General features: G+C 70.3%; 11 protein-coding genes. 4 read left to right on the forward strand and 7 right to left on the reverse strand.

All coding sequences use genetic code 11. The annotated features are described in order from the left end of the window. Positions 1 to 122: 122 nt before the first annotated feature. Both JJ691_RS49760 and JJ691_RS49765 read left to right on the forward strand, forming a co-directional pair. Entirely contained in the window at positions 123 to 4244 is a 4122-nt protein-coding gene (locus tag JJ691_RS49760) for a HAMP domain-containing protein (protein WP_211766333.1), read from the forward strand. Positions 4245 to 4294: 50 nt separating this feature from the next. Further along, positions 4295 to 4852 (forward strand): hypothetical protein, encoded by a 558-nt coding sequence (locus JJ691_RS49765; protein ID WP_211766334.1) that lies wholly within the window; start codon positions 4295 to 4297, stop codon positions 4850 to 4852. Here JJ691_RS49765 and JJ691_RS49770 read toward each other — a convergent pair. Genes JJ691_RS49770 through JJ691_RS49790 form a run of 5 tightly spaced genes read right to left on the reverse strand, consistent with a single transcriptional unit; the run spans position 4849 to position 8697 of the window. After that, positions 4849 to 5223: an FKBP-type peptidyl-prolyl cis-trans isomerase gene (locus JJ691_RS49770; protein ID WP_305874542.1), complete on the reverse strand. Its 375-nt coding sequence runs from the start codon at positions 5221 to 5223 to the stop codon at positions 4849 to 4851. The genes JJ691_RS49765 and JJ691_RS49770 overlap by 4 nt on opposite strands. 49 nt (positions 5224 to 5272) lie before the next feature. Further along, complete coding sequence (locus tag JJ691_RS49775; RefSeq protein ID WP_256449339.1) at positions 5273 to 5902, reverse strand: response regulator; 630 nt, start codon at positions 5900 to 5902, stop codon at positions 5273 to 5275. Next, entirely contained in the window at positions 5895 to 7004 is a 1110-nt protein-coding gene (locus tag JJ691_RS49780; protein WP_211766335.1) for a sensor histidine kinase, read from the reverse strand. Before JJ691_RS49780 ends, JJ691_RS49775 begins: the two co-directional genes overlap by 8 nt. 6 nt (positions 7005 to 7010) lie before the next feature. Beyond that, complete coding sequence (locus tag JJ691_RS49785) at positions 7011 to 7730, reverse strand: ABC transporter permease (protein WP_211766336.1); 720 nt, start codon at positions 7728 to 7730, stop codon at positions 7011 to 7013. A gap of 52 nt (positions 7731 to 7782) precedes the next feature. Next, positions 7783 to 8697 carry an ABC transporter ATP-binding protein gene (locus JJ691_RS49790; protein ID WP_211766337.1) on the reverse strand — a complete coding sequence of 305 codons (915 nt, stop codon included), beginning with the start codon at positions 8695 to 8697 and terminating at the stop codon, positions 7783 to 7785. A gap of 135 nt (positions 8698 to 8832) precedes the next feature. Between JJ691_RS49790 and JJ691_RS49795 the strand changes: the two genes are divergently transcribed. Next, the gene (locus JJ691_RS49795; protein WP_211766338.1) at positions 8833 to 9255 is read left to right on the forward strand and encodes a DUF4383 domain-containing protein; all 423 of its coding nucleotides are present in this window, start codon (positions 8833 to 8835) and stop codon (positions 9253 to 9255) included. Between the two features lie 77 nt (positions 9256 to 9332). Here JJ691_RS49795 and JJ691_RS49800 read toward each other — a convergent pair whose 3' ends face one another. Next, positions 9333 to 9626, reverse strand: coding sequence for an iron-sulfur cluster biosynthesis protein (locus JJ691_RS49800; RefSeq protein WP_211766339.1), 294 nt, complete (start codon positions 9624 to 9626; stop codon positions 9333 to 9335). 297 nt (positions 9627 to 9923) lie between these two features. Between JJ691_RS49800 and JJ691_RS49805 the strand changes: the two genes are divergently transcribed. After that, positions 9924 to 10364 (forward strand): L,D-transpeptidase, encoded by a 441-nt coding sequence (locus JJ691_RS49805; protein WP_211766340.1) that lies wholly within the window; start codon positions 9924 to 9926, stop codon positions 10362 to 10364. Between the two features lie 58 nt (positions 10365 to 10422). Here JJ691_RS49805 and JJ691_RS52810 read toward each other — a convergent pair whose 3' ends face one another. Then, positions 10423 to 13371 (reverse strand): S53 family peptidase, encoded by a 2949-nt coding sequence (locus tag JJ691_RS52810; protein WP_249227542.1) that lies wholly within the window; start codon positions 13369 to 13371, stop codon positions 10423 to 10425. Between the last annotated feature and the right edge of the window lie 169 nt (positions 13372 to 13540).

Below are 13540 nucleotides of genomic sequence, written 5' to 3' on the forward strand. Positions count from 1 at the left end.
CGGTCGACCACCGCGGCACCTCCAGACTCCTGGCCGGATGAGCTTTCAGACTAGCCCGGCACACTCGACTGCTCACCATCACTCGTCTCGTGGCAGGCTAACTGTCACCGACACGCTATTCGATGGCAGCCGATTCGAGGGAGGCCGACGTGGACGCAACCTCGCTGCCGGTCGGGACCAGGCAGTCCGCCGGCGAAGACGCGTTCCTAGACCGCCTGCTCAGCGCCATGCGCGATGTGCGGGACGGCAATTTCCGGCGCCGGCTGACGCCGGTCGGCGACGGCACGGCCGCCCGCGTCGCCGAGGTGTTCAACGAGATCGTGGAACGCAACCAGGACCTGGTCGGCGAGCTGTCCACGCTGCGGGGCGGCGTGGGGGAGCGGCTGTCGACGGAGCCGTTCACCGGCGGCTGGGCGGTGGCCCGCCAGTCGGTGAACCTGGTGCTGGAGGACCTCCTGCACCCGACCACGGAGCTGAGCCGCGTGCTCGCGGCCGTGGCCGAGGGCGACCTGTCGCCGCGAATGGCCTCGCACCGCAACGGACAACCGCTGCGCGGCGAGGCGGCGCAGCTGTGCGGAACGGTCAACGGACTGCTCGAACAACTTTCAGTGTTTGCCGAGCAGGTGACGCGGGTAGCCCGTGAAGTGGGCACCGAGGGCAAGCTCGGTGGCCAGGCTGTCGTGCCCGGAGTCGCTGGCATCTGGAGGGATCTGACCGACAACGTGAACCTGATGGCGGGCAACCTGACCGCCCAGGTTCGGGATATCGCGCAGGTGACCACGGCGGTGGCCGACGGCGATCTGAGCCGGAAGATCACGGTCGAGGTCTCCGGGGAGATGCTCGGTCTCAAGAACACCGTGAACACCATGGTGGACCAGCTCTCCGCGCTGGCCGACGAAGTCACCCGCGTCGCCAGGGAGGTCGGCACCGAGGGCATTCTCGGTGGCCAGGCCACGGTTCCCGGCGTCGCGGGCATCTGGCGCGACCTCACCGCGAACGTGAACTTCATGGCGGCCAACCTGACTTCGCAGGTGCGGTCCATCGCGCAGGTGACCACGGCGGTGGCCAAGGGCGATCTGTCGCAGAAGATCAATGTGGACGCGCGCGGCGAGATCCTGGAGCTGAAGAACACCGTGAACACCATGGTGGACCAGCTTTCCTCGTTCGCGGCGGAGGTCACCCTGGTCGCCAGGGAGGTCGGCGGCGAGGGCCGATTGGGTGGCCAGGCCACGGTTCCCGGCGTCGCCGGCACCTGGCGCGACCTCACCGACTCGGTGAACTTCATGGCCGGCAACCTGACTTCGCAGGTGCGGTCCATCGCGCAGGTGACCACGGCGGTGGCCAAGGGCGATCTGTCGCAGAAGATCACCGTCGACGCCCGCGGCGAGATCCTGGAGCTGAAGAACACCATCAACACGATGGTCGACCAGCTCTCCGCCTTCGCCGACGAGGTCACCCGTGTCGCCCGAGAGGTTGGCACGGAAGGAAAGCTGGGCGGTCAGGCGACCGTGCGCGGCGTGGCCGGCACGTGGAAGGACCTGACCGACAACGTCAACGTCATGGCCCACAACCTGACCGGCCAGGTGCGCTCGATCGCCCGGGTGGCCACGGCGGTGGCCGACGGCGACCTGTCCAAGAAGATCGTGGTCGAGGCGGCCGGCGAGGTCGCGGCGCTGGCCGCGACGATCAACGGCATGGTGGACACGCTGCGCGCGTTCGCCGACGAGGTGACCCGCGTGGCTCGCGAGGTCGGCACCGAGGGCATGCTCGGCGGCCAGGCCCGGGTGCCCGGCGTGGCCGGCACGTGGAAGGACCTGACCGACAACGTCAATTTCATGGCCGACAACCTGACGTCCCAGGTCCGCAACATCGCCCAGGTCACCACCGCGGTGGCCCGCGGCGACCTGTCGAAGAAGATCGACGTCGACGCCCGGGGCGAGATCCTGGAGCTGAAGAACACCGTGAACACCATGGTGGACCAGCTGTCCGGCTTCGCCGACGAGGTGACCCGCGTGGCCCGTGAGGTCGGCACCGAGGGGCAGCTGGGTGGCCAGGCCGAGGTCGTCGGCGTGACCGGCGCGTGGAAGCGGCTCACCGAGAGCGTGAACGAGCTGGCCGGCAACCTGACCACGCAGGTGCGGGCCATCGCGGCGGTGGCCACGGCGGTGACCGCGGGCGACCTGACCCGGCAGATCACCGTGCAGGCCCGCGGCGAGATGGCCGATCTGAAGGACAACATCAACCGAATGATCGGCAACCTGATGGAGACCACCACCGCCAACCGGGAACAGGACTGGCTCAAGACCAACCTGGCCCGGCTGTCCGGCCTGATGCAGGGCCAGCGGGACGTGGCCGAGCTGGCCTCGCTGATGATGAGCGAGCTGGCCCCGCTGGTGTCGGCCCAGCAGGGCCTGTTCTTCCTGCTCGACGAGGAGGAGCTGGCCATGGCCGCCGGCTACGGCGTGCCCACCGGCGACGGCGGCAGCCCGCGGTTCCGGTTCGGCGAGTCGCTGGTCGGGCAGGCGGCCGTGGAGAAGAAGACGATCCGCATGTCGGCCGCCCCGCCCGGCTACATCAGGATCACCTCGGGGCTGGGCGTCGCGCCGCCGTCGGACGTGATCGTGCTGCCGGTGCAGTTCGAGGGCAAGGTGCTCGGCGTGATCGAGCTGGCCTCGGTCGGCCGGTTCACCGAGGTCCACCGCGACCTGCTGGAGCAGCTGCGGGAGACCATCGGCGTCACCGTCAACACCATCCAGGCCAGCTCCCGCACCGACGCGCTGCTGGCCGAGTCCCAGCGGCTGGCCCAGGAGCTGCGGGCCCGGTCCGAGCAACTGCAGGCCCAGCAGGAGGAGCTGCAGCGGTCCAACGCCGAGCTGGCCGAGAAGGCCGCCCTGCTGGCCCGCCAGAACAGCGACATCGAGCTGAAGAACACCGAGATCGAGCAGGGGCGGCAGGAGCTGGAGGAGCGGGCCCAGCAGCTGGCCCTGGCCTCCCGCTACAAGTCCGAGTTCATGGCCAACATGTCCCACGAGCTGCGCACGCCGCTCAACAGCCTGCTCATCCTGGCCAAGCTGATGTCCGACAACCTGGAGGGCAACCTCTCCGACAAGCAGGTCGAGTTCGCCCGCACCATCCACGCCGCCGGCAGCGACCTGCTCCAGCTGATCAACGACATCCTCGACCTGGCCAAGGTCGAGGCCGGGCACCTGCAGCTGGAGCAGACCACGGTGTCGGTCGTCGACCTCGTGGACTACGTGGAGAAGCTGTGCCGGCCGCTGATCGGGCAGAAGGGCCTGGACTTCTCGGTCGTGGTCGACGCCGACGTGCCCGACGAGGTGCACACCGACGTGCAGCGGCTGCAGCAGATCCTGCGCAACCTGCTGTCCAACGCGATGAAGTTCACCCAGGAGGGCAGCATCCGGCTGACCATCCGGCAGGTAGAGCCCGGGCAGGTCCGCCGGGCCACGCTGCGTGGGGCGCCGGCCCGCATCGCGTTCTCGGTCGAGGACACCGGCATCGGCATTCCGGCCGACAAGCTCGGCGTCATCTTCGAGGCGTTCCAGCAGGCCGACGGCACCACCAGCCGCAAGTACGGCGGCACCGGGCTGGGCCTGTCCATCAGCCGGGAGCTCACCCACCTGCTCGGCGGCGAGCTCCAGGTGCGCAGCGCCCCCGGCCAGGGCAGTGCCTTCGTGCTGTGCCTGCCGGTGAACCCGCCGCCGGCCCTGCTGGCCGCCGCCCCCGACCTGCCGGAGGTGGACGAGCTGGAGGAGGCCGTGCTGGTCGAGGACCCGCTGCCGGCGGTGGTCGCGCTCAGCTCGTCCGCGCCGCGGTTCCACGGTGAGAAGGTGCTCATCGTCGACGACGACCTGCGCAACGTGTTCGCCCTGAGCACCGTGCTGGAGCTGCACGGGCTGCACGTGGTGTTCGCCGACAACGGCGTGGCCGGCATCCGGGCGCTGGAGCAGTACGACGACATCGCCCTGGTGCTGATGGACATCATGATGCCGGAGCTGGACGGCAACGCCACCATGGCCGCCATCCGCGACATGTCCGCGCACGCGGACCTGCCGGTGATCGCCGTGACCGCCAAGGCGATGAAGGGGGACCGGGAGAAGAGCCTGGCCTCCGGGGCCAACGACTACGTGACCAAGCCGGTGGACACCGACCTGCTGCTCAACCTGATCGCCGCCTACCTGGACTACGACACCAGCGAGCCGGCCGACCAGCAACAGCAGGCGTGACCCACGCTCAGCCCTAGGCATCCGGTGACGGGATGCCTAGGGTCGTCGGGGTGGGCGCCAGCCGGCCGGTCTTGCTGCTGGACGTGGACGGGCCGCTGAACCCGTACATGGCCAAGCCGCACCGCAGACCCGACGGTTACAGCACGTATCGGACCAAACCCAGATCGTGGATCGCCGCCAACTCGCACCGGCCCGAGGCCTTCGTGCGGCCGCTGCGGGTGTGGCTGAACGTCGCGCACGGGGCCCGGCTGCTGTCGCTGCCCTACGAGCTGGTGTGGGCCACCACGTGGAAGGACGAGGCCAACGAGTGGATCGGGCCACCGCTGCACCTGCCCGAACTGCCGTGGCTGGACTGGCCCCAGGAGCACATCGCCGATCCGGACGGCATCCACTGGAAGACCCGGCACATCGTGGAGTGGACCGGCGGGCGGCCGTTCGCCTGGGTGGACGACGAGATCGGGCCGGCCGACCGGGAGTTCGTCGCCGCCCACCACGACGGTCCGGCCCTGCTGCACTGGGTCGACCCGCGCCTCGGGCTCCGCGACGAGGACTTCGACACCCTGGCCCGCTGGGCGGCCGGACAGAAGGCCGCCCAGCACGCGCCCTAGTTCACGCCGAGCAGGTCCACCACGAAGATCAGGGTCTCGCCCGGCTTGATGACGCCGCCGGCGCCGCGGTCGCCGTAGCCCAGGTGCGGCGGGATGACCAGCTTGCGCCGGCCGCCGACCTTCATGCCGGCCACGCCGCGGTCCCAGCCCTGGATGACCCGGCCGCCGCCGAGCGGGAACTGGAAGGCCTGGCCGCGGTCCCAGGAGGCGTCGAACTGCTCACCGGTCGAGTGCGCGACACCCACGTAGTGCACGTTCACCAGCTGGCCGGCCGTGGCCTCCGGGCCCTCGCCAACGGTGATGTCCTCGATGACCAGGTCGGCCGGGGCCGGGCCGTCGTGCGGGTCGACAATGGGCTTTTCCAGCGCCATGGTGAAGCTCTCCTCACGTGTTACAGGTGTGACTCACCCTAGCGGAGGGCTACCGCAGCAACCCCCGAGCGAAGGCGGTGGCGACCGCGGCGGCGCGGTCGGAGACGCCGAGCTTGGCGTACAGGTGCAGCAGGTGGGTCTTGACCGTGGCCTCGCTGATGAACAGCTGGGCGGCGGCCTCGCGGTTGGTCGCGCCCTTGGCTATCAGCGCCAGCACTTCCAGCTCCCGCTTGCTCAGGTCGTCCTTGGCCGGCGCGCGGACCTGGCCGAGCAGCTTGGTGGCGACGGTGGGGGACAGCACGGCTTCGCCCCGGGCGGCGGCGCGGACGGCGCGCAGCAGCTCGGCGCGGGGGGTGTCCTTGAGCAGGTAGCCGGTGGCGCCGGCCTCGATGGCCGGGAGGACGTCGCTGTCGGTGTCGTAGGTGGTGAGGACCAGGACCTTGGACCGGATCGCTAGCGTTGCTAGCTTCCGTATCGCCGCTACGCCGTCCATGCCGGGCATGCGCAGATCCATCAGCACGACGTCGGGCGCAAGCGATTGCGCGTAGGCGACGGCCTCGGCGCCGTCGGCGGCCTCGCCCACCACCTCGAACTCCGGGTCCCCGGCGAACATGCCGTGCAGGCCGTTGCGCACGACCGGGTGGTCGTCGACGATGAGCAGCCGGATCGGGTCACTCACCGGGCACGCTCGCCGAGATCGCGGTGCCGGTCCCCGGCTCCGACTCGACGGCCAGGGTGCCGCCGACGCCGTCCATCCGCTGGCGCATCACGGTCAACCCGAATCCCCCGTCCCGGCCACGGGAGAAGCCCCGGCCGTCGTCCCGCACATCCAACACCACCTGGTCGTCCAAATAGGACAAGGTGACGCCCACTCGGGACGCGTCGGCGTGCTTGGCGATGTTGGCCAGCGCCTCCTGCGCCACCCGGTACAGCGCCACCTCCTGGTCGGGCGTCACCGGCCGTGGCGGCCCGTCGGTCGACATCGTCGCCGGCACGCCGGCCTCCCGCGACCAGTTCTCCGCCAGCTCCGCCACCGCGTCGACCAATCTGTTGTCCTCCAACGGCTCCGGCCGCAGCGCCTGCACCGACCGGCGGGCCTGGGCCAGGCTCTCCCGGGCCAGCCGGGCGGCCTTGTCCAGGTGCTCCTGGTCGCCGGTCTGCTCGGCCGCCTGGAGCTGGGTGACGATGCCGGCCAGGCCCTGGGCCAGCGTGTCGTGGATCTCCCGGGCCATCCGCTGCCGCTCGTCCAGCACGCCGGCCTCCCGGGCCTGCACCAGCAGCTGCTCGTGCAGGCCGCTGTTCTCGGCCAGCGCCCCGGCCAGCTCCTCGCTGGTGCGCCGGTGCTTCTCGCTCTGCCGGCCGATCATCACCCCGGCGTAGATCATCGGCAGCATCACGCTGGCCAGCACCGACCACATCGGACTCTCGGACTGCTGCAACAGCACCGACAGCACGGTCTGGGCGCCGACGCCGACCGCGATCCAGCGGGTCGGCAGCAGGTTGATGGCCTGGCCGAAGCAGATCGCGCCGAAGATCGAGAACCAGGAGTTGCTCCACTGCAGCGCGAGGGTCAGCGCCAGCAGCACGACGTACTGAAGGATCGGCCACCGCGGCAGGCCCAGCCGGGTCCGCAGCAGCCACACCGCGGTCACCCCGGCCAGGACCAGCGTGACCCAGGCCGCCTGGTGGGCGCCGAGCGGCACGGCCAGCGCCAGCACGGTGGACAGGGCCAGCAGCACGTAGCCGCTGGCCCAGAAGATCAGCCGGTCCTTCTCGGTCATGCCGTGCTACTCCCAGCGGAACAGCCGGGCCGAGGCCAGCCCGAACACCACCGTGATGGTAGCCATCACGACCAGGTGCAGCGGCTGTGGGAAGTGGCCGCCCCACGCGTCGCGCATGGCCGCCATGCTCGCGCCCAGCGGCGTGTAGTCGCCGAGCTGGCCCAGGAATCCGGGCAGCACCTCGCGTGGGGTGAACACGCCGCCGAGGAACATGCTGACGAAGAACAGGAAGCTGCCGACGCCGCTGGCGACCCGGCCGGTCGGCGCGATGGCCGCCACCAGCAGACCGAGCGAGAACAGCGACAGGCAGCCGAGCACGAAGGCGAGCGCGAAACCGAGGGGCTGTCCGGGCATCGGGAAGCCGATGACGGCGGCCGCGCCGATCACGATGGCGGCCAGCGTCACGGCCACCGCGCCGCCGACCAGCAACTGTCCGATCAGGACCTTGGACGGGTGCACCGGTGTGGTGTAGAGCCGGCGCAGGATGCCCTTCTCCCGGTAGCCGGCCAGGATCGACGGCATCAGGTTCATGGACAGGATGGCCAGCGAGAACGAGATCGCCAGCGCGGGGAAGTAGGTGAGGATCGGGTCCGAGTCGCCCGGCGTGATGATCGAGCCGAAGGCCACGATGATCATCAGCGGCACGATCAGGGTGGTCACGACGGCGAACGGCTCCCGCAGGTACAGGCGCAGTTCGGTGGTGGCGATGCGCAGCTGGGCGCTCATCGGCAGGTCTCCTCGCAAGTCGGTCGTGGGGTGGCGGCCAGCAGCGGGCCCATCAGTGCGTCTCCTCCAGCTTCTGGCCGGTCAGCGCGACGAAGGCGTCGTCCAGGCTGGCCTGCTCCACCCGCAGGTCGGCGGCCACGATCCGGTGCCGGGCCAGCACGGAGGTGACGGCCTGCAGCACGTCGCCGGTGCCGGACACCTCCAGCTGCGGGCCGACCTGGCGGATCGAGGTGACCTCGGGCAGGTCGCTGAGCAGGCCGTCGGGCACGGGCACGCTCGGCTTGAACCGGATGCGCTGCTCGGCGGCGATCGAGGAGACCAGCCCGGCCGGGCTGTCCAGGGCGACCACCCGGCCGCGGTCGATGACGGCGACCCGGTCGCACAGCCGCTCGGCCTCGGCCATGAAGTGCGTGACGAGCAACACGGTGACGCCCCGGGCCCGGATGTCCTCGACCAGCCCCCAGGTGTCCCGGCGGGCGGCCGGGTCCAGGCCGGTGGTCAGCTCGTCGAGGATGGCGATCTCGGGCCTGCCGATCAGCGACAGCGCGATGAACAGCCGCTGCTTCTGGCCGCCGGAGAGCTTGCCGAACTGGGCGTTGGCCTTCTCGACCAGGCCCCAGTCGTCCAGCAGTTGCCGCCAGTCCATCGGATCGGGGTAGAACGAGCCGTAGAGCTGCAGTGCCTCCTTGACCCGCATCTTGTCCGGCAGCTGGCTCTCCTGCAGCTGCACGCCGACCCGGCCGGTCAGCTTGTCGTGGTCGCGGTGCGGGTCGAGCCCGAGCACCCGCAGCGTGCCGCCGTCGGCCACCCGCAGGCCGGAGACGCATTCCACGGTGGTGGTCTTGCCGGCGCCGTTCGGCCCGAGCACGCCGAAGATCTCGCCCTTCTGGACGGCGAACGACACGTCCTGCACGGCGACGTGATCCCGGTAACGCTTGTGGAGGTGCTCGACCTCGATGACGTCCATGGGACAAGCGTCGCTTTCCCGGCGCTGCCGCGGGATCGACCGGGTGATCAGACCGGGGTCAACCGATCGGTGGATGGCGGGGTCGGCACAAGTGGCCATGTGGACTGTGCGAGGATCCCCGACTGAGATCCACTGATGTCCCGAAAGGCGGAGGAGATGGTCGACCACTCGCGCGTGCCGCGACTGATCTTCGCGGTGGTGGGCGTGCTCGTCGCCGTCATCGGCGTCGCTGGGCTGGTGCTCGGGCACGGCGGCTCGCTCGGCGACACCACGCCGACCGCGAGCTTCATCGGCCTGCAGCTCAGCCCGCTGCACAGCCTGCTGCTGGTGATCTTCGGGGTCGTCGGGGTGCTCACCTCGTTCGTGCGCCAGCTGACCGCGATCTGGGCGATGCTCCAGTTCGCGGTGTTCTCCGGCCTGTTCTGCTACGGCGTGGCGATCCCGGACTCGCTGGGCCTGAACATCGGCGACCACATCCTGCACATCGTGGTGCTGAGCATCAGCGCCATGTGCGCGCTGATGGTGGCCGCCCCGTACATGGGCTCCGACCGGCACTGACCCCCGGACACACGAACGCCACGTGTCACGGCCCTCGGGCCGCGCACGTGGCGTTCGTGTGTCCGGGGCACCGGCCGCTACATCGTCGCGGTCGGCGGCTGCTGGGTGGCCAGCGTGAACGTCGGGTTGCCCTGGTCGTCCACGGCAGCGTCGAGGATCTTGTCGTCCAGGTAGGCGGCGGCTGAGTCGTCGAGGAACAGTCGCGCGCCCTCACCAGAGATCACGCGGTCGGCGTCGTCCGGCTGGGGGACCAGGGCGAGCGCGAGTCGGCCGTCTTGGTTGGCGATGCGCAGCCCGGTTCCCTCGGGCACGCCGTCGTCGCTGGTCAGACTGCGCACGACCTCCACGGCGGTCGGCGTGAGCGTGAGCATGGAAATCTCCGTTCGACGTCGTTGGAGTTGAGTCAGCCACGCTAGCGCCGTGTTCCCGACCGTGCAGTGCGTAGGCCGGCTGTGTCCTTTATGGACGTCTGAACCCCGGTGGTCAAAGCACTTGACGGCAGCGGGAAATTTCTTCGTGGTTTATCCGCTGCCCGGTGTGGGCATCCCGGATCCGATGCGGGTCAAGGGTGTGGCCGCGCGCAGGTCGGGGGCGCGCGGCCATGTCCTTGCGTTTGGGCCGTCGGGCCGGCGGGTAGCTCCTCCGTTGAGGACGGAGGCGAGAAACTGATGACCAGTACAGCGAAGTTGGCTGTGGGCGCGACGATCGCCGCTGGGTGTGCCGTCTGGGCGCTGGCGGCGCCGGCTCAGGCCGCGCCGTCGGCCCCGTGTTCCGCGGCCACGCGGGCCTGTGTCCGCCTGTCGACGCACCAGGCGTGGCTGATGCGCGGCGGAGCCGTGACCTATGGACCGGTGCCGGCGATGCCCGGCAGGGCGAGCGCGCCGACGGATCCGGGCACGTTCCGTGTGACGTTCAAGGATCTGCACCACCGCAGCACCATCTTCAACAACGCGCCGATGCCGTATTCGGTGTTCTTCAACGGTGGTGACGCGTTCCACGAGGGCAGCTTGTCGGTGCCCTCGCACGGATGCGTGCACCTGTCGCACACCGCGGCCGCCAAGTTCTATGCCACCCTGCAACCGGGTGACGTGGTTCAGGTCGTGCGGTGATGAGAAACGCGGGTGGCGCTGACAGCGCGCCACCCGCGTTTTCTCACAGCTTTTTTCCTTACAGGGCCCCGAGTCCGTTCGGGGTGCCGAGGCCGGTCGGGCCGTCGTAGCCCTTGCCGGCGGTGCACAGGTAGTCGCCGCCGCAGTCCCAGTGCTTGTTGCTGCCCGACGTCACGTCGTTCAACGCCGTGGCGTGCTGGTAGATGTACTGGGCGGTGGGCAGCTTGGCCGCGTTGCCGGCCAGCGCGACCATGGCCGCGATGATCGGCGAGGACGCGCTGGTGCCGCCGGCGACGCCCCAGTCGCCGCTGGCGTAGACGGCCGGACCGGTTGCCGGGTCGGCCACCGCGGAGATGTCGGCGATCGTCCGCATCGGACAGTCCTGGTCCTTCTGCCACGAAGGCTTGGCCACGTAACCGGAACAGCCGGAGCCCGCGCCGCTCCACGCGGTCTCGGTCCAGCCGCGGGCGTTGCTCGCCTTGGCCAGGCTGGTGCCGCCGACGGCGATCACCGTGCTCAGCGACGCCGGCCAGCTGGCCTCGATGAAGCCGTGGTCACCGGTCGAGGCGGTGATCGCGACGCCCGCCTTGCTGAAGTCCTTGGCGTGGGCCATGGACGTGGTGTCCTCGTCGCCGCCGAAGCTGTTCGACACCGCGACCGCGCCGGACGCCGTCGCGACCGTCTCGGCCTTGGACAGGTCCTCGGTCGCGGAGCTGTCGGCCTCCACCAGCACGATGTGGCAGGCCGGGCAGGTCGCGCTGACCATGTCCAGGTCCAGCGAGATCTCGTCGGTCCAGTCGTCGTCCGGGTTCACCGGCGGCAGCGGCGAGGTCTTGCCGCTCTGGTTCAGGATCGTCAGGCAGCCGTTGGCGGTGGTGCAGGCCGGCAGGCCGTAGGTCTTGCGGTAGACGGCCAGGTCGGCCTCGGCGGTCTTGTCGCCGCCGGCGTCGACGATTGCCACCGTGCCGTTCTTGGCGGTGGCCGGCAGGTTGTAGGCAGCCTGGAGGTCCTTGGGCCCCAGGCCGTCCGGCAGCTTGCCCGCCGACGGCTGCCACTTGGCCGGCGTGGCCAGCGCGAGGCAGCGGGCGTGACCACGTTCGGCGGTGGCGCAGACCGGACGTGCCTCGGTGGAAGGCGTGTCGCTACCGCCGGACGACGCCGTCGCGATGCCCTTGGGGGCGTTGACCAGGGCGGCGTTGTGCACGGTCTCGTCCACCGTGCTGCCGGCCTTGTCGACACCGTGGAACCGCAGCGCCAGATACCCGGGCTTGGTGTCGGCCGGCACGGTGAAGGCGCCGGTCGCGTGGTGGCCGTCGGTCAGCGTGACGGTCGTCGGCTGCCAGGTTTTGCCGTCGTCGTAAGAGACATCGGCCGTGGCCGTGGTGACGTCAGGGTCGGCCGCGCCGGCCTGGTGGTGGAACGTCAGGGCGACGGTCGCCTTGCCGGGCGCGATGTTGTCGTGGCTGTCCTCGCTGAAACCCGCGCCGGCGAACAGGATCGGCACCGGGCCGGTCGACGTGGTCGAGTCGAAGCCCCAGGCGATCTGGCTGTGCGTGGACAGCGCGCTGACGCTGGTGTCATGCGTGGCGTCGATCGAGTAGACGTAGCGGTGCTTGCCGGCGGCCAGCTTCTGGTCGAACTCGTAGCCCATGGTGCCGCCGCTGTAGATCTGCTTGCCGTCCTGGGAAATCGTGGTCGGGCCGTCGCTCCACTGGCCGATGTCGCCTGAGGCGTCGGTGTCCATCACGCCGATGCCGTGCAGCGTGTCGCCGTCCCGGCAGAGGAAACACGGTCCGTCGGTGGTGGCCGGCGCCGGCGTGATCACGCCGCCACGCCAGGTCAGCGCCACATGCTGGCCGGCCTTCAGCGGCACGGTGCGTTCGAGGTTGTCGACGTAGCTGCCGTTGGGATCGAAGAGGCCGTCGTAGTCGAACGAGGCGTCGGTCGACACGTAACGCCGGTCGGACGACGGCGCGTGCACCGGCACATACGGCACCTCGGGCAGCGCCGGGTTGCTCGCACCCTGGTTGTGCAGCGTGAAGGAGTCCCAGGTGTAGGCGTCCTGGCTGGGCTGGTCGGTGACGAAGGTGTTGTCGATCGTGGCCAGGCTCGACGCGGCGACGGCATATGTCTGTTTCGCCGCGATGGAGTCCGTCTTCGGCACCACCAGCGCGTAGCTGTACGGGGCGACCGCGGCGGCGGGGGAGACCCGGCGGCCGGCGACGGAGTACTGGAGCACCCCGTACTTCGGCTTGGCCGCCTGACCGACGTAGAACCGGGTGCCGGCCATCGCGCCGATGTCCAGGGTGGCCAACTTCGTGCCCACGCCCCGGCTCCAGCCGACCACGGTGGCGCTTTCCACGCTGGGCAACGGGGTTGTGAACGACACCGGCGCGGCGGTGCGGCCGTCGAGGGCGACGCCGGTGCCGGTGGCCGGCACCGTGACGTCGGTGACTGACAGTAGTTCCGTTTCGGTGGGGTTGTCCTTGGCGTCCGTCTCGAACGCGGCGACGGCGACGCTGTAGTGCCCGGCCGGCACGGAGATCCGCGAGTCGCCGTCGAACATCAGGCCGTCCCACTGCGCACGGGCCGGGTCGTCGGTGTTGATCACCACGATCTCCGCCGCCGACACCGGCTTGCCCTCGTGGTCCAGCGCCGTGACGTGCAGCGGGGCCATCGCGTAGTTCGGCCGCGCGGCCGCCGGCCGCGCGCCGCCGACCTGGAAGGCGTCCAGCGAGTCGATGTGCCCGATGGCGCTGACCGGCACCACGGTCGGGCGGCCGTCCAGCCACGTCGTGATGGCGGCCGGGCTGTGCCCCGGAGCGGGGATGAAGTCGGCCCGTTCGCCCTGAATCCGCACGTGATCGCCAGTGGGCAGGGCGTAGACGCCCGGCCGCACATCGGGCGCGGCGGCGGCCTGGGCTTGGGCGGCCGGCGCGGCCAAGGCCGCGAAAACCAATGGGGCGACGGCAAAGCCGGCTGTCAGCCGGCGTTCGGTGAGGCGCACGCGTGCACTCCGTCCTGGGGCGGTGTCGTAACCGCTCGGGCGGGGCGGAGCCGCTGGCGAGCCGCCCTCTCTTCTACGAGAGGCGGCGCCGGCCCGTCAAGTCGGAGCCGGGTTCCCTGGGGCAGATATGGCCGTTCGTCCTGATCGGCTCGACTGAATCGGCGCCCGG

This window comes from Kutzneria sp. CA-103260, from assembly GCF_018263855.1.
Classification (GTDB): domain Bacteria; phylum Actinomycetota; class Actinomycetes; order Mycobacteriales; family Pseudonocardiaceae; genus Kutzneria.